The sequence below is a fragment of the Pseudomonas sp. LjRoot277 genome, from assembly GCF_964253845.1.
Classification (GTDB): Bacteria; Pseudomonadota; Gammaproteobacteria; order Pseudomonadales; family Pseudomonadaceae; genus Aquipseudomonas.
The window spans coordinates 401,752-419,037 of record NZ_CAXURI020000001.1; the positions used below are offsets into that span (position 1 = coordinate 401,752).

The following is a 17,286-nucleotide window of genomic DNA, read 5'->3' on the forward strand; positions in this document are numbered from 1 at the left end:
GGGAAAGCCATCTGCCCATGATTCATATCCCGAAATCGGAATACAGCCGTCGCCGCAAGGCCCTGATGGCGCAGATGGAACCCAACAGCATTGCCATCCTGCCCGCCGCCGCCGTTGCGATCCGCAACCGCGACGTCGAGCACGTCTACCGTCAAGACAGCGACTTCCAGTACCTCAGCGGTTTTCCCGAGCCTCAGGCGGTCATCGTTTTGATGCCTGGGCGTTTACATGGCGAATACATCCTGTTCTGCCGTGAACGCAATGCCGAACGGGAGCTGTGGGACGGCCTGCGCGCCGGGCAGGAAGGCGCGATTCGCGACTTTGGCGCCGACGACGCCTTCCCCATCACCGACATCGACGACATCCTGCCGGGCCTGATCGAAGGTCGCGACCGGGTGTATTCGGCCATGGGCAGCAACCCGGAATTCGACCGGCACCTGATGGACTGGATCAACGTGATCCGCTCTAAAGCGCACCTCGGCGCCCAGCCGCCGAACGAATTCGTTGCCCTGGATCATCTGCTTCACGACATGCGCCTGTATAAATCGGCGGCAGAAGTGAAAGTGATGCGCGAAGCCGCACGGATTTCCGCCCAGGCACACATCCGCGCGATGCAGGCCTGCCGGGCCGGGTTGCATGAGTTCAGTCTCGAAGCCGAGCTCGACTACGAGTTCCGCAAGGGCGGGGCGAAAATGCCGGCCTACGGCTCGATCGTCGCCGCTGGGCGCAACAGCTGCATCCTGCATTACCAGCAGAATGACTCGGTGCTCAAGGACGGCGATCTGGTATTGATCGATGCCGGTTGCGAGATCGACTGCTACGCCAGCGACATCACCCGCACCTGGCCGGTCAACGGCAAGTATTCAGCGGAACAGAAGGCAATCTACGAGTTGGTGCTGGCGTCGCAAGAAGCTGCATTTGCGGAAATCGCCCCGGACAAACACTGGAATCAGGCTCACGAAGCCACGGTCCGGGTGATTACTGCCGGGTTGGTGAAATTGGGGCTGTTGCAGGGCGACGTCGACGAGTTGATCGCCAGCGAAGCCTATAAAGCGTTTTACATGCACCGCGCCGGTCACTGGCTGGGCATGGATGTGCATGATGTCGGCGAATACAAGGTCGGCGGCGAATGGCGCGTGCTGGAAGTCGGCATGGCGCTGACCGTGGAACCGGGCATCTACATTGCCCCGGGCAACCAGAACGTGGCGAAGAAATGGCGCGGCATTGGCGTGCGCATCGAGGACGACGTAGTGGTCACCAAAACCGGCTGTGAAATCCTGACCAAAGGTGTGCCGAAAACGGTCGCCGAGATCGAGGCCTTGATGGCCGCCGCGCGGACACAAGCGGCATGAGTCGAGTCAATCTGGCAATCATCGGTGGTGGTCTGGTCGGCGCCAGCCTGGCGTTGGCACTGCAGGCCGGAGCCAAGGCTCGTGGCTGGAAGATCGTGCTGATCGAACCGTTCGCCCCCGGCGACACTTATCAACCGAGCTACGACGCCCGCTCTTCGGCGTTGTCTTACGGCGCCAAGCAGATTTATCAACGGTTGGGCGTGTGGCAGGAAATCTCCCGCCGCGCCGAGCCGATCAAGCAAATTCATGTGTCCGACCGTGGGCGCTTCTCCACCGCGCGATTGTCGGCAATGGAAGAGGGCGTTCCGGCGCTGGGTTATGTGGTGGAAAACGCCTGGCTCGGCCAATGCCTCTGGCAGGGTCTGGACAAGGACGTGATCAGCTGGCGTTGCCCGGCGGAAGTCACGCGCATGGAGCCGCTGATCGATGGCTATCGCCTGACCCTCAACGACGAAACCACTCTGGAATGCGATCTCGCGGTGCTGGCTGATGGCGGCCGTTCCGGCCTGCGCGAGCAACTGGGGATCGGCATCAAAAAGCGCCCGTACAACCAGAGCGCGTTGATTGCCAACATCACACCGAGTGAAGCGCACAACGGCATGGCCTTCGAGCGTTTCACCGATGACGGGCCGATGGCCTTGTTGCCATTGCCGGAAAACCGCTGCGCACTGGTCTGGACTCGATTGGGCATGGACGCGCAACGGCTGGCGGCCCTCGATGAAAAGAGCTTCCTCAGCGAGTTGCAAGGCGTGTTCGGTTATCGCCTCGGCACTTTGAAGCAGGTTGGCGCGCGGCATTTGTACCCGCTGACATTGATCGAGGCCGAAGAGCAGGTGCGTCCGCATCTGGCGATTCTCGGCAATGCTGCCCACAGCCTGCACCCGATTGCAGGGCAAGGTTTCAACCTGTCCTTGCGTGATGCTCAAGCGTTGGCCGATGCGTTGTTGACCAGCGAAACATCTCCCGGAGACTTTGCGACCTTGCAGGCCTACCGCGAGCGTCAGCGTCTGGATCAGAACCTGACCGTGGGCTTCTCCGATCAGGTCACCCGTTTGTTCGGCAGCACTCAACCATTGGTTTCCCTGGGCCGTAATATCGGTCTGCTTGGGCTGGATCTGTTGCCGCCGGCCAAGCGCTGGTTCGCGCGGCAGGCCATGGGTTTGGGTACGCGTCCCGATGCTTAAGTGGCGGTCGGAAAATCCCTTTATACGCGGCTCAAGCCGCAAGCGAGACAGGCTTAAAGCATGGAAATGCGCGCAGATCTGCTGATTGTCGGGGCCGGAATGGTCGGCAGCGCCCTGGCGCTGGCGTTGCAGGACAGCGGGCTGGAAGTCCTGCTGCTGGACGGCAGCCCCATGAGCGTCAAACCCTTCGATGCCCAGGCTTCGTTCGAGCCGCGAGTGAGCGCCTTATCGACTGCCAGCCAGCGGATTCTTGAACGTCTGGGCGTCTGGGACGGCATCGCCAATCGGCGCAGCAGTCCCTACACCGACATGCAGGTTTGGGACGGCAGCGGCACCGGGCAAATCCATTTTTCGGCAGCGAGTGTGCATGCCGATGTGCTGGGGCATATCGTCGAGAACCGCGTGGTTCAGGACGCCTTGCTCGACCGCTTGCACGACTGCGATCTCGGAATGTTGGCCAACGCGCGCCTGGAGCAAATGCGTCGTTCCGGCGACGACTGGTTGCTGACCCTGGCCGATGGCCGCACCTTGCGTGCACCTTTGGTGATCGCGGCGGATGGCGCTAATTCCGCCGTTCGGCGTCTGACCGGTATGGCGACGCGCGAGTGGGACTATATGCACCACGCGATTGTCACCAGTGTGCGCAGCGCCAAACCTCATCAACTGACCGCGTGGCAGCGCTTCACCGACAACGGTCCGCTGGCGTTTCTGCCGCTGGAGCGTGACGGTCAGCAGGATTGGTGTTCGATCGTCTGGTCGACCACGCCGAGCGAAGCCGAACGCCTGATGGCGCTGGATGACGACGGTTTCTGCAAAGAGCTGGAGCGGGCCTTCGAAGGCCGACTGGGCACAGTGATCAGCGCAGACCCGCGTCTGTGCGTACCGCTGCGGCAGCGTCATGCCAAGCGCTATGTGGCTGAAGGTTTGGCGTTGATCGGCGACGCAGCGCACACCATTCACCCGCTGGCCGGGCAGGGCGTGAATCTCGGTTTCCTCGATGCCGCCGTGCTGGCCGAAGTGCTGTTGCAAGCGGCCACGCGTGGCGAGCGTCTGGCGGATGTGAAAGTGCTCAGCCGTTACGAACGTCGGCGCATGCCCCACAACCTGGCGTTGATGGCGGCGATGGAAGGCTTCGAACGCTTGTTCCAGGCTGATCCGTTGCCGGTGCGCTGGTTGCGCAATGCCGGGTTGAAGATGGTCGACCGGATGCCCGAAGCCAAGGCGCTGTTCGTGCGTGAGGCGCTGGGATTGATCGGGGATTTGCCGGCTCTCGCCAAGGCCTGAATCTTCCCTGCGTCTGATGGCCCCTTCGCGAGCAAGTCGAATCGTCGCACCGCCGCTCCCACAGTTGAAATACATTCCCATGTGGGAGCGGGCTTGCTCGCGAAGACGTCGGTACATCCACCACACATCCCAACCTGTGCAACATCTGGTAACTCCTCCGCGAACTGTTCGATTGAGAAGGTAAATGTGAGTCCATATCATTTGGCTTCAATTTTTTAATCGAGAGATCGCTCCCATGCTGGTACCGAAGCGTCTACTGACCGCACTCGCCCTGACCCTGATTGGCAGCACTGCTGCCCAGGCCGTTGACGAGGTGGTGGTTTACTCCTCGCGTATCGACGAGCTGATCAAGCCGGTCTTCGATGCCTACACCGCGAAAACCGGCGTGCAGGTGAAGTTCATCACCGACAAGGAAGCGCCGCTGATGCAGCGGATCAAGGCCGAGGGCGAGAATGCCACCGCTGACCTTCTGCTGACTGTCGACGCCGGCAACCTCTGGCAGGCCGAGCAAATGGGCATCCTGCAACCGTTCACTTCCAAGGTGATCGACGCCAACATCCCGCTGCAATACCGCTCATCCGCCCATGCCTGGACTGGCCTGAGCCTGCGGGCGCGAACCATCGCCTACTCCACCGATCGGGTGAAACCCGGTGAGTTGACCACCTACGAAGGTCTGGCCGACAAGAACTGGGAAGGCCGCCTGTGCCTGCGCACGGCGAAGAAGGTCTACAACCAGTCCCTCACTGCCACCATGATTGAAGTCCATGGCGCCGACAAAACCGAGAAGATTCTCAAGGGCTGGGTGAGTAACCTGTCCACCGATGTGTTCTCGGATGACATCGCGGTGCTGGAAGCCATCAACGCGGGTCAATGCGACGTCGGTATCGTTAACACGTACTACTACGGTCGCCTGCACAAGCAGAAGCCTGATCTGGCGGTGAAGCTGTTCTGGCCGAACCAGGGCGACCGTGGCGTACACGTGAACCTGTCGGGCATCGGCCTGACCAAACACGCCCCGCACCCGGAAGCGGCCAAGGCCCTGGTGGAATGGATGACCACGCCTGAAGCACAGAAGATCTTTGCTGACGTGAACCAGGAGTTCCCGGCCAACCCTGCGGTTCAGCCTTCCGCAGAAGTGGCGAGCTGGGGCAAGTTTGTGGCGGATACGCTGCCTGTGGAAATTGCCGGCAAGCGTCAGGCTGAAGCGATTCGGATGATGGATCGGGCGGGTTGGAACTGACTCTGGCGGTATTCTTTCGTTAGCATCAAGATCCACCCCTCATCGGAACGCCGCCCGCCCATCCCTCTCCCCACGGGGGAGAGGGGGAAAGGGAGCAGATCTTTATGCTTTTCAATTCCTGAGTTCGACTTTGAAATTTCAGGTCGCAGGATTTCAACCAAACGCCGCGGTCAGTCCCCTCGCCCCTTTGGGGAGAGGGTTAGGGTGAGGGGGCGATCTTGAGCCCAGACACCAAACTCACCGTCTCAGAGACCTTAACGTGGCCCACCCCGCCCAACGCCGCTGGTATCCCCTGGTCTTCGCTATCGCTGCGCTGGTCCTGCTGCCAATTAGCGTTTTGCTGTTGTCATGGCAAACCATCGATCATCAAATCTGGTCCCATCTTTGGGATACCCAGATGCCACGCCTGCTGGGCAATACCCTGAACCTGGTACTCGGTGTCGGTATCGGCGTAACGCTCTTGGGCGTGAGCCTCGCCTGGCTCACCAGCCTCTGCGAATTCCCCGGTCGGCGTTGGCTGGACTGGGCGCTGATGCTGCCATTTGCCATTCCCGCCTACGTGCTGGCATTCGTCTTCGTCGGCCTGCTGGATTTTGCCGGCCCCGTGCAAACCCTGTTGCGCGAATGGTTCGGCACGGGCTTGAGGTTGCCGCGCGTGCGCTCCACCGGTGGTGTGATTCTGGTCCTGGTGCTGGTCTTCTATCCCTACGTTTATCTGTTGGCGCGAACCGCGTTCCTGGCTCAGGGCAAAGGCCTGATGGAAGCGGCGCGCGTCCTGGGGCAATCCCCGTGGCAAGCGTTCTGGCGAGTTGCGCTGCCCATGGCACGCCCGGCCATCGGCGCTGGCGTGGCGCTGGCGCTGATGGAAACCCTGGCGGATTTCGGTGCGGTGTCGGTGTTCAACTTCGACACGTTCACGACCGCCATCTACAAGACCTGGTACGGATTTTTCAGTCTCTCCACCGCCGCGCAATTGGCCAGCCTGTTGCTGCTGGTGGTGATGGTCGTGCTGTACGGCGAGCGCCGTGCTCGCGGGGCCAACCGTGCGAGCAACGAACGACCTCGGGTCAAGGCGCTGTATCACCTGCGCGGTTTCAAGGCGCTGGCAGCCATGAGTTGGTGCGGTCTGGTGTTCGCCTGCGCTTTCGTCATTCCAGTGCTTCAACTGGTGGTGTGGTTCTGGCAGCGCGGGCGCTTCGACCTGGATGAGCGTTACGCAGGGTTGATCGTCCATACGTTGTACCTGGGCGGCATGGCGGCGCTGATCACCGTCAGTGTTGCTTTAGTGCTGGCATTTGCCCGGCGCCAGGCCCCGACCCGAGCGATCCGCTCCGGCATCAGCCTGGCCAACCTCGGTTACGCCTTGCCGGGTTCGGTGCTGGCGGTGTCGATCATGCTGGCGTTCAGTTACCTGGACCGCGAACTGGTGATCCCGTTATCGGGTTGGTTGGGCGGCGCCGGCAAGCCATTGTTGCTGGGCAGCCTCTCGGCGTTGTTGCTGGCCTATCTGGTGCGTTTCATCGCGGTGGCTTATGGGCCGCTGGAAAGCAGTCTGGCGCGAATACGGCCATCTTTGCCCGAAGCGGCACGTAGCCTTGGCGTCAGTGGGCCACGACTGTTTTTCAAAGTGTATCTGCCGTTGTTGCTGCCAGGAACGTTGAGCGCCGCGTTGCTGGTGTTCGTCGATGTGCTCAAGGAAATGCCCGCGACCCTTCTGATGCGCCCGTTTGGCTGGGATACGCTGGCGGTGCGGATCTTCGAAATGACCAGCGAAGGCGAGTGGGCGAGGGCCTCGTTGCCGGCACTGACCCTGGTTTTGGTCGGGCTGTTACCGGTCATCGGATTGATTCGACGTTCGGCGCATCGAAACGCCTAGGTGCCAGTCCTACACCTTGAGGCTACAATGCGCCGCATTCGGTGCGGTCCGTCCTACGGACCAGGTAGCTGAAATCGGCTGAAAGCCTTTTATTTCAAGGCTTTCACCCCGTGCAGCACCGGCCCGCACCTTCGCCACGCCCGGAAGGAGAAACCCATGGGACAGCGCACGCCTCTGTATGACCTTCATCTCGCCCTCGGCGCGAAGATGGTCGATTTTGGCGGTTGGGATATGCCTTTGCATTACGGCTCGCAGGTCGAGGAACACCATCAGGTGCGTCGCGATTGCGGGGTTTTCGATGTATCCCACATGACCGTGATCGATGTCAGCGGCCCTCAGGCCAAGGCCTGGCTCCAGCATTTGCTGGCCAATGACGTCGAACGTCTGCACAGCCCTGGCCGTGCCTTGTACAGCACCATGCTCAACGAGCGCGGCGGCATCGTCGACGACATGATCGTCTATCGTCTCGACGATGGTTATCGGCTGGTGGTCAACGCCTCCACCCGTAATCAGGATCTGGCCTGGATGCAGGCTCACCTCGATGGTTTCAAGGTGCAGCTCAACGAACGCTCCGAGTTGGCGATGCTGGCCATTCAAGGTCCTCAGGCCCGGCACAAAATCTCCGAACTGGTGACCCAGTCCCGCGGCAACCTGATTCAGATGCTCAAGCCCTTCGAAGGCCAGGCCGATGGTGACTGGTTCATCGCGCGCACCGGTTACACCGGCGAAGATGGCCTGGAAATCGTTCTGCCGGCCAATCAAGCGCCAGGATTCTTCAACGATCTGGTGGGCGCGGGCATCTCGCCGATCGGCCTCGGGGCGCGCGATACTCTGCGGGTCGAAGCCGGCATGAACCTCTACGGTCAGGACATTCACCAAGACGTTTCACCGCTGGCCTCCAACATGGCCTGGAGCATTGCCTGGGAACCGGCCACTCGCCAGTTCATCGGTCGCAGCGCTCTTGAAGCCGAGCGGGCGGGTGGCGTGCAGCACAAACTGGTCGGTCTGGTCCTTGAGGAGCGTGGGGTTTTGCGCGCTCACCAAGTGGTCCGCATCGCCAATGTTGGCGAAGGGGAGATCACCAGTGGTAGTTTCTCTCCTACGCTTAGCAAGTCGATTGCACTGGCGCGCGTGCCGGTGGCTACCGCCGACCGCGCTGAAGTGGAAATCCGTGGCAAGTGGTACCCGGTCCGAGTGGTCAAACCGACCTTCGTACGCCACGGTAAAACCTTGATCTAACTTTTTTTGGCGGGCAATGACCGCTGACATTTTTCTTGAGGACACAGAACATGAGCGAAATCCCTGTCGACCTGCGTTTTGCCGAAAGTCACGAATGGGCCCGTCTAGACCATGATGGCGGCGTGAAAGTGGGTATTTCAGACCATGCTCAGGAAGCCTTGGGTGACGTAGTGTTCGTTGAGCTGCCGGAAATCGGCAAAGTGTTCGCTGCCGGTGAGGCTGCGGGTGTCGTCGAGTCGGTCAAGGCCGCGTCGGATATCTATTCGCCAGTTTCCGGTACAGTCATTGCCGTTAACGAAGAATTGGCCAGCAACCCGGAACTGCTCAACAGCGCGCCTTATGACAGCTGGATATTCAAACTCGAGCCAAGCGATACCTCTGAGCTGAACAACCTGCTCGACGCGATGGCCTACAAGGCCGCCATCGGCGAGTAAGCCTTAAGCGTCATCCCCAAAGCCCCGACTTGTCGGGGCTTTTTCATTATCACGATCTTTTGATCTTCAAGGGCTCTGTGGCATCGACTGCTATGCTGGTTTGACCGTGTTGCATCGACGTTGAGCGCCAGTCAAGAGAGAGCCCGTCATGTCCCAGTTGCCGTCCTTGAGCCAGTTACGCGACCCCAATGCCTTCCTTCGCCGCCACCTCGGGCCCGATGCCGCCGAGCAACAGGCGATGCTCGACAGCCTCGGCCTCGGTAGCCGGGTCGAGTTGATCGAGCAGACGGTGCCGCCGGGAATCCGCCTGAACAGGCCGCTCGACCTGCCACCCGCGCTCGACGAAGAAGCCGCGCTGGCCAAACTGCGCGGTTACGCCGAGCAAAACCAGGTCTGGACCAGCCTGATCGGCATGGGCTACCACGGCACCCTCACGCCGACTGTCATTGTGCGCAACGTGCTGGAAAATCCTGGTTGGTACACCGCGTACACGCCGTATCAACCAGAGATTGCCCAGGGCCGGCTCGAAGCGCTGTTGAACTTCCAGCAATTGACCATCGACCTCACGGGCCTGGAACTGGCCAACGCCTCGCTGCTGGACGAAGCCACGGCGGCGGCGGAAGCCATGGCACTGGCCAAGCGTGTCGCCAAGTCCAGAAGCAATCTGTTCTTCGTCGACGAAAACTGTCATCCGCAGACCATTTCCGTGGTGCAGACCCGAGCAGAAGGGTTCGGCTTCGAGCTGATCATCGACACTGTGGATAACTTGAAACAGCACCAGGTGTTCGGCGCGCTCCTGCAATATCCCGACACCCACGGCGAGATCCGCGATCTTCGTCCGTTGATCGATCATCTGCATGCGCAGCAAGCCTTGGCGTGTGTCGCTACCGATCTGCTGAGTCTGCTGTTACTGACGCCGCCGGGGGAGTTGGGCGCCGACGTGGTGTTCGGTTCATCCCAGCGTTTCGGCGTGCCCATGGGTTACGGCGGCCCTCACGCGGCGTTTTTTGCCAGTCGCGATGAGTACAAGCGGGCGATTCCCGGGCGGATCATCGGCGTGTCGAAGGACGCTCGCGGCAACGTCGCTTTGCGCATGGCCCTGCAAACCCGCGAGCAACATATCCGTCGGGAGAAGGCTAACTCGAACATTTGCACCGCTCAGGTGCTGCTGGCCAACATTGCCAGTTTCTATGCGGTCTACCACGGTCCGGAAGGGCTCAAACGCATTGCCCAACGCGTCCATCGGCTGACCAGCATCCTCGCCGCTGGCCTGGAGCGCCACGGCATCACCCGCCTCAACACACACTTTTTCGACACGCTGACGCTGGAGGTCGGTGGTACTCAGACGGCAATCATCGAAAGCGCCCAGGCCGCACAGATCAATTTGCGCATCCTCGGGCGCGGGCAGTTGGGGCTGAGCCTCGACGAAACCTCTGACGAGTCCACCGTCGCGAAGTTGTTTGATGTGTTCCTCGGTTCCGATCATGGGCTTAACGTCGATGAACTGGACGCTGAAACCCTTGCTTCCGGCATTCCCGCAGGTCTGCTGCGCACCTCGTCTTATCTGCGTCACCCGGTGTTCAGCGCCCATCACAGCGAAACCGAGATGCTGCGCTACCTCAAGCAACTGGAGAACAAGGACCTGGCGCTCAATCAATCGATGATCCCGCTGGGCTCTTGCACCATGAAACTCAATGCCACCAGCGAGATGATCCCGATCACGTGGCCGCAGTTCGCCAACCTGCACCCGTTTGTGCCGAAAGAGCAGGCGGTGGGTTACTCGTTGATGATCGAAGAGCTGGAGCGCTGGCTCTGCGCGATTACCGGTTTCGACGCGATCTGCATGCAACCCAACTCCGGCGCCCAAGGCGAGTACGCCGGGTTGCTGGCGATCCGCAAATATCACGAGAGTCGTCATGAGGGCGCGCGGGATATCTGCCTGATCCCGTCCTCGGCCCACGGCACCAACCCGGCGTCGGCGCAGATGGCCGGTATGCGGGTGGTGATCGTCGAATGCGACGAGGCGGGCAACGTTGATCTGGATGACCTCAAAGGCAAAGCCGCAGAGGCCGGAGACAAACTCGCCTGCCTGATGGCGACGTATCCTTCGACCCACGGCGTGTACGAGGAAGGCATCAGCGAAATCTGCGAAGTTATCCACAGCCACGGCGGCCAGGTGTACATGGATGGCGCCAACCTCAACGCTCAGGTCGGACTGGCGCGCCCGGCGGACATTGGCGCCGACGTGTCCCACATGAACCTGCACAAGACTTTCTGTATTCCCCATGGTGGCGGCGGGCCGGGCATGGGGCCGATTGGTGTGCGGGCGCATCTGGCGCCGTTTGTGGCCAATCACCCGGTGGTGCCGATCGAAGGGCCGCTAGCGCAAAACGGCGCAGTCAGCGCAGCGCCCTGGGGCAGTGCGAGCATCCTGCCGATCAGCTGGATGTACATCGCGATGATGGGGCCGCAATTGGCGGATGCCAGTGAGGTGGCGATCCTCGCCGCGAATTACCTGGCGCAGCACTTGTCCGGTGCGTTCCCGGTGCTTTACACCGGACGCAACGAGCGGGTGGCTCACGAATGCATTCTTGACCTGCGGCCACTCAAGGCGCTGACCGGGATCAGCGAGGAGGACGTCGCCAAGCGGCTGATGGACTATGGCTTCCATGCGCCGACCATGTCGTTTCCGGTGCCGGGGACGTTGATGGTTGAGCCCACCGAAAGTGAATCGAAGGCGGAGCTGGACCGGTTTATCGGGGCGATGCTGAGTATCCGTGCGGAAATCACCGAGGTGCAGAACGGCAACTGGCCGGCCGATGACAACCCGCTGAAACGTTCACCGCATACCCTGGCGGATATCACCGGGATTTGGGAGCGGTCCTACAGCATCCAGCAGGCGGTGACGCCGGATGCTCACACCAAGGCGCATAAGTACTGGCCGGTGGTGAACCGGGTGGACAACGTCTACGGTGACCGCAATCTGTTTTGCGCTTGCGTCCCGGTGGATGATTACCGCTGACACACCGTTTTGTATTCGGGCAAAAAATGCCGCTCATGGAGAGCGGCATTTTTTTGAGTCATGAATCAGAACGACATCCGCGCTTCAACGTAAAGATTCTGCTCTCGAAGCTTGCCCTTTAGTTGTTCGTCCTGCGCATTGATGCGGTTGGCGAAGGTGTTATAGCCGGTTTCAACCTTACCCATGTCGACATAGCGGTAGCCGGTGCCAACGGTAATTTGCCGGGTCAATTTGAGGTCTGCACCGACGCCCAGGGAGTAAGCGAAATTGTTTTGGGTATTGTTGGCAAATCGACGTGAAGGGTTGGACTGATAGCCTTCGGAATTGATATGGGCCACGCCTGCGCCGGCCATGGCGTACAGCGATAGGCTTTGGGTCAAGGGGAAGTCCTTATAGGCATTGAACATCAGGCGTTTGGATGAGACCTGCATGTTGTTGACGTTGGCGTTGAATGGCGCCCAGTAACTCTTGAACTCCGAGTCCTGCTTGATGGTGTACTCGCTTTCCAGGCGCCATCCACCTGTGAACTCATAGCCGAGCGCAACGGAGCCGCCGACATCTTTGTTGCGCTCCGGACTGACGATACGGTTGTTCACCCTGGGACTTGTGAGCAGGGCGTCGGCAAGGTCTTGCTGGACACTCTGGATTTTTATCGAGCCGTACAGGCCTTCCGCGTGGGAAACGTGACTGTAGGCGGCCAGCAGAAGTAAAGATAAGACTGGTTTTTTCATGTGAGTCGATTCGCTCGTGGGGTAATCCGAATCGACAAAGTTTGAGTTCGCACGTCTGGCGCTCATATCGGAGCTTTCATCAGAAGGTCGGTGAAAACTCGTCTGTATGTCAGGGTTTTGGCGTTAGCGTGCGTAGGAAATAGCCGTGCAATTTCTCTGGTTCAAAAAAATGCCGCTCATTGAGAGCGGCATTTTTGTTCAGCAGTAAATCTTAATTCGAAGCAACGGCATTCTTCGCCAGGATCGCGTTCGCCAGTTCCATGTCCGTGGCTTGCAGGCCAGGGTTGTCGGCGCGGACTTTCTGCATCGCGGCCTCCAGGTATGGACCGCGAATGCCGCCGTCACTGGCGACAAAGCTGCCGGCATCGTCCTGGGCGGCGACGATCAGCTTGTTATCCTTGAAGGTCAGGTAGGTCGAACCGGTGGTCGCACCGGATGAGATGACGTTACGCCAAAAGCTATCGGCCATCGCCGAACCGACAGGAAGGGACAACAAGGCGATGGTAGCGATAGCAAGTTTGAAACGCATATTGGGTGACTCCACTGGGTTAACTACGGCGTTGGATTGCCAATTCCCCAATCGAGTTCCATGACAGGCCGCGCCTACTTTTGTTCGCTCTGCGGCGTTACTCGCAGCACCTCCTCAACCGTCGTGAAACCCGCTGCGACTTTTTGCGCCCCTGACAGCCGCAAACTGCGCATGCCTTCCTTGAACGCCTGACGCCGCACCGCCAGCAAATCGGTGTCGGGGTTGATCAGCGCTTTGACGCCGTCCGTCAGTTGCATGATTTCGTAGACCCCGGCGCGGCCGCGGTAACCGGTATCGCGGCATTCCAGGCAACCGATGGCGCGATGCGCATTGTTCGGCAACGGTGCCTGCCAGGGCCGGGTCAAGGTTTGCCAGTCTTCTTCACCCAGGGTCAGCGGCGCCTTGCAATGCGGGCACAAGGTGCGGACCAGGCGCTGGGCCATGACGCCAAGTACCGTGGCTTTGATCAGGTAATGCGGCACGCCCAGTTCCAGCAAGCGGCTGATCGCGCTCGGCGCATCGTTGGTGTGCAGCGTCGACAGCACCAAGTGGCCTGTGAGCGCAGCCTGGATCGCCATTTCAGCGGTTTCCAGATCTCGGATCTCACCGATCATGATGATGTCCGGGTCTTGTCGCATCAGCGCGCGCACACCGGCGGCGAAGGTCAGATCGATGTTGTGTTGGACCTGCATCTGGTTGAACGCCGGCTCGACCATTTCGATCGGGTCTTCGATGGTGCAGAGGTTGACCTCCGGCGTCGCCAGTTTTTTCAGGGTGGTGTACAGCGTGGTGGTCTTGCCGGAACCGGTCGGGCCGGTGACCAGGATGATGCCGTTGGGCTGGCTCGTCATGTCTTGCCAGCGGCGCAGGTCGTCGGCGGAGAAGCCCAACTGATCAAAGTCCTTGAGCAGTACTTCCGGATCGAATATCCGCATGACCATTTTTTCGCCGAATGCGGTAGGCAATGTCGACAGCCGCAGCTCGACTTCACCACCGTCCGGGGTTTTGGTCTTGACCCGGCCGTCCTGGGGTTTGCGTTTTTCCGCGACGTTCATCCGCCCGAGGCTTTTCAGGCGGCTGACGATGGCCATGGTCACTTGCGGCGGGAATTGATAGACATTGTGCAGCACGCCGTCGATGCGAAAGCGCACCGTGCCTTGTTCGCGCCGCGGCTCGATGTGGATATCGCTGGCGCGTTGCTGGAACGCGTACTGGAACAACCAGTCGACGATGTTGACGATGTGCGCGTCGTTGGCGTCCGGTTCCTGGTCGCTGGCGCCGAGGTTGAGCAACTGTTCGAAATTGCCCAGCGTGTTCATCTGCTGATCGGCATTGGTCGCGCCGCTGACCGATTTGGCCAGGCGGAAGAACTCCACGCTGAAGCGCTGGATGTCGACCGGGTTGGCCACCACACGCTTGATCGGCAGTTTCAGCACGTGGGTCAGGTCGGCTTCCCAGCCGGTGACGTAGGGCTGGGCGCTGGCCACGGTGACTGCGTCTCGGTCGATGGACACCGCAAGAATCTTGTGACGCTGGGCGAAGGCGTAGGACATCAGCGGCGTAATCGCCGCCACGTTGATTTTCAGCGGGTCGATACGCAGATAAGGCTGGCCGGCCTGCTGTGACAGCCAAAGCGTCAGGCTTTCCAGGTCGAGGTGTTTGCCGGGACGGCTGAGATCGTCCAGAAGTTGGCTGGCGATGAATTCCAGCGGGTGCATCTGGCCATTCGCGGCGTGACGGCGTCGAGCATTGAGCGCGTGTTCGGCCGAGTCCTGACTGATGAAACCTTGGGCGACCAGTTCACGCAGCAAATCATTGAGATCCAGCCAGCGGTCCTGAATGGCAAGTTGAACGGACATGCGGGCTCCTCATGAACAACAGTTCGCAAAGGATAGTCGCGGAGCCGCAGACCGTTGGGCCACTACGCGACGAAGCCGTGTCGAGTTTTTTCAGCCTGCCGCCTGAGCCGGTTCATCCCACGCGCAATCAGCCGCTTGCAGCTCAACCGAACAGACGCTGATCAGGTTACGTAATTTTTCCGCGATTACCTGGGCGCGATGCCAGCTCAGGCCGTCCATCACGATGTCGATCGACAGCAGATCGTCCATCCGCTGCACGTTGACCTGTTGCGGCGTCAGAAACTGCAAGGCGAACAGATTGAGCACTCGGCACAGCAGATCCGGTTCGGCCTCGGCCAGCATTTGATAGTGAACGCGGCAGTGGGCGTTGCTGACGTTCCAGACATCGGCGCGGGTGTGCTGGGTGTTGACGGCTTCTAGATGCGGCATGGTCGGTCTCCAAAATCACTGGAGGAATTTTTACATTCGGTGCCGGGCATTTCTTATCTATGATTGGGCTTATTGGCGATTGTTTGAATTGCTTGATTCGGTAAGTTATCAATCAAAGGTTTTTTTATGCATAGCGAGCTGGATGGCTACGACCGCAAGATACTCGCGTTGCTGCAAGAGGACGCTTCGCTCTCCAGCGCGCAGATTGCAGAACAGGTGGGGTTGTCGCAGTCGCCGTGCTGGCGGCGGATACAGCGGATGAAGGAGGAGGGGATCATTCGCGGGCAAGTGACCTTGCTCGACCGGAAAAAGATCGGGCTTAACACGCAGATCTTCGCCGAAATCAAACTCAATGCTCACGGGCGTTCGAACTTCACCGAATTCACCGAGGCGATTCGCGGCTTTCCCGAAGTGCTGGAATGTTATGTGCTGATGGGGTCGGTGGATTTCTTGTTGCGGATTGTGACGGCGGACATTGAGGCGTATGAGCGGTTCTTCTTCGAGAAGCTGTCGATGGTGCCGGGGATTCAGGAGGTGAACTCGATCGTGGCGTTGTCGGAAATCAAATCCACGACGAGTTTGCCGGTGTAGCGCTGGCAGAGTGCTTTTGTGGCGAGGGAGCTTGCTCCCGCTGGGCAGCGAAGCAGCCCCAAAATATGGGCCTGCTGCGCAGTCCAGCGGGAGCAAGCTCCCTCGCCACAGGGATTTACATGCGCAGCAGCATTTTCCACGCACGATTCTGATACACCGCGATCGCCTGCTGCTTGCGCGCATCCAGCGATTCATCGGTGATCGGCTCATTAGCCAGTTGCGCCAATAGTTTCAGCTCACCGTACAGTCGATCCATTTCCGGGATATCCAGCACGTTGCGGGCATGGTGCAGCCAGGCCTGGATGCGCTCGATGCGCGGCAGTTGCTCGGCCAGGTCTTCCGGCTGTTGCTGATAACGCTGCAGTTGCAGGGAAGTCGCTTCCTCGCCCAACAAACGCGGCAACCAACTGCCCAATTGCGCAGCGCCCTGGCGATTGCCACGGACGTTGCGATCAGCCGCCCAAGTGCGGGCCAGCAACCAGCGCGAAGTGTTCAGCGAGAACAAGCCCCAGCGCGGATCTTCCAGTTCTTCGAGGAACTGCTCCGGCGCGGCTTTGCGCACATCTTCGTCGTCGACACCGGCTTGCACCAGCGGACGCCAGTCTTCGAGCAAGGCATCCAGCGCGACGCGCAGATCGTGCGTCGATTGACGTGGCGCGGCTTGGCCCAGGCTGCTCAGCAACGCGCGCAATTCAGCCAGGTTTTCGACCCAGTCCTGCAACAGGCGCCAGTGGCCATTGAAGCGATACTGCTCGGCCAGGCGCTGGCTGCTGCTCAGCAAGTGCCAGCTCAGCGCGGCGAAAGCATCGTCCAGCGGGGTTTCAGCGGTGATCTGTGGCGCCGGCAGGCTCAACGAATAGCTGTTGGCGTCGTACAAGCGATAACCGCGCTCGGCTTTGCTGATGTCACATGGCATCAGGGCCAGGGTCGCGGCCAGTTCGGCGGCCAGTTCCAGCAGAGCGGCCGGCTCGCCTTCGCGCAGTTCAAGTTCCAGCTCGCAGATTTCTTCTTTCTGCTTGCCGACCACCACGTGGCCGAGGTCCAGCGCGGCTTCGATGACCACTTTGGTCTTGCCACGGCCCCAGGCGATTTCAGCGCGTTCGCGAACGAAATCGGTGGTGAAAATCGCCTTCAGGGTTTTCTTGTCCAGCTCGGCCAGCTCTTCGGGCCAGCATTCGCCGTCGAGTTTCTTCACGTCGAGCTTGGCTTTGGGCAGGTTCCAGTCGTATTCGTTACGCTCGGACAAACCGGCGACGCTATGGCCACGGGTCTTGAGGGTCTGAATCACTTCTTCGCCATCGCGGCGCAGGCGCAGGGCAACCTTGGCGCGGGCCAGGTCGCGCTCGGGCGTGTCGAAGTACTGGTTCATCAACTCACGGCGTTCCCAGCCACTTTTGTTGCGTTTTTTCAGGAGCGGGTGCTCGCGCAGGGCAGCGAGAGTTTCTCGGCTGACGCGGAGTTTGATTTCGGTTTCTTTCTGCATGGCCGGAAAATCCAGGATCGGGAGCGCAGCCGG

At 60.2% G+C, this 17,286-nt stretch carries 14 protein-coding genes; 9 read left to right on the forward strand and 5 right to left on the reverse strand.

From position 1 onward, the window contains the following. The first annotated feature begins 17 nt into the window (after nucleotides 1-17). The 8 genes from pepP (at nucleotide 18) to gcvP (ending at nucleotide 11,631) form a co-directional block, all read left to right on the forward strand. Nucleotides 18-1,352 carry a Xaa-Pro aminopeptidase gene (gene pepP / locus ACSQ87_RS01925; RefSeq protein WP_223429501.1) on the forward strand — a complete coding sequence of 445 codons (1,335 nt, stop codon included), beginning with the start codon at nucleotides 18-20 and terminating at the stop codon, nucleotides 1,350-1,352. Further along, nucleotides 1,349-2,536, forward strand: coding sequence for a 2-octaprenyl-6-methoxyphenyl hydroxylase (ubiH, locus tag ACSQ87_RS01930; RefSeq protein WP_046045127.1), 1,188 nt, complete (start codon nucleotides 1,349-1,351; stop codon nucleotides 2,534-2,536). Before pepP ends, ubiH begins: the two co-directional genes overlap by 4 nt. A gap of 66 nt (nucleotides 2,537-2,602) precedes the next feature. Beyond that, nucleotides 2,603-3,820 carry a 2-octaprenyl-3-methyl-6-methoxy-1,4-benzoquinol hydroxylase gene (locus ACSQ87_RS01935; protein WP_436275072.1) on the forward strand — a complete coding sequence of 406 codons (1,218 nt, stop codon included), beginning with the start codon at nucleotides 2,603-2,605 and terminating at the stop codon, nucleotides 3,818-3,820. A gap of 235 nt (nucleotides 3,821-4,055) precedes the next feature. Continuing rightward, entirely contained in the window at nucleotides 4,056-5,060 is a 1,005-nt protein-coding gene (locus ACSQ87_RS01940) for an extracellular solute-binding protein (protein WP_223429500.1), read from the forward strand. 259 nt (nucleotides 5,061-5,319) lie between these two features. Continuing rightward, entirely contained in the window at nucleotides 5,320-6,936 is a 1,617-nt protein-coding gene (locus ACSQ87_RS01945) for an ABC transporter permease (protein ID WP_436273256.1), read from the forward strand. 156 nt (nucleotides 6,937-7,092) lie between these two features. After that, a complete protein-coding gene (gene gcvT / locus ACSQ87_RS01950; protein ID WP_150657614.1) occupies nucleotides 7,093-8,175 on the forward strand; it encodes a glycine cleavage system aminomethyltransferase GcvT in 1,083 nt (360 codons plus the stop codon). Nucleotides 8,176-8,225: 50 nt separating this feature from the next. Next, entirely contained in the window at nucleotides 8,226-8,609 is a 384-nt protein-coding gene (gene gcvH, locus ACSQ87_RS01955; protein ID WP_095126998.1) for a glycine cleavage system protein GcvH, read from the forward strand. A 148-nt stretch (nucleotides 8,610-8,757) separates the two neighbouring features. Continuing rightward, nucleotides 8,758-11,631 carry an aminomethyl-transferring glycine dehydrogenase gene (gcvP, locus tag ACSQ87_RS01960; RefSeq protein WP_436273257.1) on the forward strand — a complete coding sequence of 958 codons (2,874 nt, stop codon included), beginning with the start codon at nucleotides 8,758-8,760 and terminating at the stop codon, nucleotides 11,629-11,631. Between the two features lie 65 nt (nucleotides 11,632-11,696). Here gcvP and ACSQ87_RS01965 read toward each other — a convergent pair whose 3' ends face one another. The 4 genes from ACSQ87_RS01965 to ACSQ87_RS01980 all read right to left on the reverse strand — a co-directional run bounded on the left by ACSQ87_RS01965 (nucleotide 11,697) and on the right by ACSQ87_RS01980 (nucleotide 15,179). After that, entirely contained in the window at nucleotides 11,697-12,362 is a 666-nt protein-coding gene (locus tag ACSQ87_RS01965) for an outer membrane protein (protein WP_223429497.1), read from the reverse strand. A gap of 211 nt (nucleotides 12,363-12,573) precedes the next feature. Then, nucleotides 12,574-12,891, reverse strand: coding sequence for a DUF2388 domain-containing protein (locus ACSQ87_RS01970; RefSeq protein ID WP_223429496.1), 318 nt, complete (start codon nucleotides 12,889-12,891; stop codon nucleotides 12,574-12,576). A 74-nt stretch (nucleotides 12,892-12,965) separates the two neighbouring features. Further along, nucleotides 12,966-14,750 carry a GspE/PulE family protein gene (locus ACSQ87_RS01975; protein WP_223429495.1) on the reverse strand — a complete coding sequence of 595 codons (1,785 nt, stop codon included), beginning with the start codon at nucleotides 14,748-14,750 and terminating at the stop codon, nucleotides 12,966-12,968. 90 nt (nucleotides 14,751-14,840) lie between these two features. Beyond that, the gene (locus ACSQ87_RS01980) at nucleotides 14,841-15,179 is read right to left on the reverse strand and encodes a hypothetical protein (protein WP_223429494.1); all 339 of its coding nucleotides are present in this window, start codon (nucleotides 15,177-15,179) and stop codon (nucleotides 14,841-14,843) included. 126 nt (nucleotides 15,180-15,305) lie between these two features. Between ACSQ87_RS01980 and ACSQ87_RS01985 the strand changes: the two genes are divergently transcribed. Then, on the forward strand, nucleotides 15,306-15,770 hold the full coding sequence (locus ACSQ87_RS01985; protein ID WP_046045137.1) for an Lrp/AsnC family transcriptional regulator: 465 nt from the start codon (nucleotides 15,306-15,308) through the stop codon (nucleotides 15,768-15,770). Nucleotides 15,771-15,885: 115 nt separating this feature from the next. Here ACSQ87_RS01985 and ACSQ87_RS01990 read toward each other — a convergent pair whose 3' ends face one another. Continuing rightward, nucleotides 15,886-17,253 carry a CYTH domain-containing protein gene (locus tag ACSQ87_RS01990; RefSeq protein ID WP_223429493.1) on the reverse strand — a complete coding sequence of 456 codons (1,368 nt, stop codon included), beginning with the start codon at nucleotides 17,251-17,253 and terminating at the stop codon, nucleotides 15,886-15,888. Nucleotides 17,254-17,286 lie beyond the last annotated feature (33 nt).

Bases quoted from the DNA above. Each gene is read 5' to 3' on its own strand.
- pepP (WP_223429501.1), top strand. From the start codon at position 18: ATGATTCATATCCCGAAATCGGAATACAGCCGTCGCCGCAAGGCCCTG.
- ubiH (WP_046045127.1), top strand. From the start codon at position 1,349: ATGAGTCGAGTCAATCTGGCAATCATCGGTGGTGGTCTGGTCGGCGCC.
- ACSQ87_RS01935 (WP_436275072.1), top strand. From the start codon at position 2,603: ATGCGCGCAGATCTGCTGATTGTCGGGGCCGGAATGGTCGGCAGCGCC.
- ACSQ87_RS01940 (WP_223429500.1), top strand. From the start codon at position 4,056: ATGCTGGTACCGAAGCGTCTACTGACCGCACTCGCCCTGACCCTGATT.
- gcvT (WP_150657614.1), top strand. From the start codon at position 7,093: ATGGGACAGCGCACGCCTCTGTATGACCTTCATCTCGCCCTCGGCGCG.
- gcvH (WP_095126998.1), top strand. From the start codon at position 8,226: ATGAGCGAAATCCCTGTCGACCTGCGTTTTGCCGAAAGTCACGAATGG.
- gcvP (WP_436273257.1), top strand. From the start codon at position 8,758: ATGTCCCAGTTGCCGTCCTTGAGCCAGTTACGCGACCCCAATGCCTTC.
- ACSQ87_RS01965 (WP_223429497.1), bottom strand. From the start codon at position 12,362: ATGAAAAAACCAGTCTTATCTTTACTTCTGCTGGCCGCCTACAGTCAC.
- ACSQ87_RS01970 (WP_223429496.1), bottom strand. From the start codon at position 12,891: ATGCGTTTCAAACTTGCTATCGCTACCATCGCCTTGTTGTCCCTTCCT.
- ACSQ87_RS01975 (WP_223429495.1), bottom strand. From the start codon at position 14,750: ATGTCCGTTCAACTTGCCATTCAGGACCGCTGGCTGGATCTCAATGAT.
- ACSQ87_RS01980 (WP_223429494.1), bottom strand. From the start codon at position 15,179: ATGCCGCATCTAGAAGCCGTCAACACCCAGCACACCCGCGCCGATGTC.
- ACSQ87_RS01985 (WP_046045137.1), top strand. From the start codon at position 15,306: ATGCATAGCGAGCTGGATGGCTACGACCGCAAGATACTCGCGTTGCTG.
- ACSQ87_RS01990 (WP_223429493.1), bottom strand. From the start codon at position 17,253: ATGCAGAAAGAAACCGAAATCAAACTCCGCGTCAGCCGAGAAACTCTC.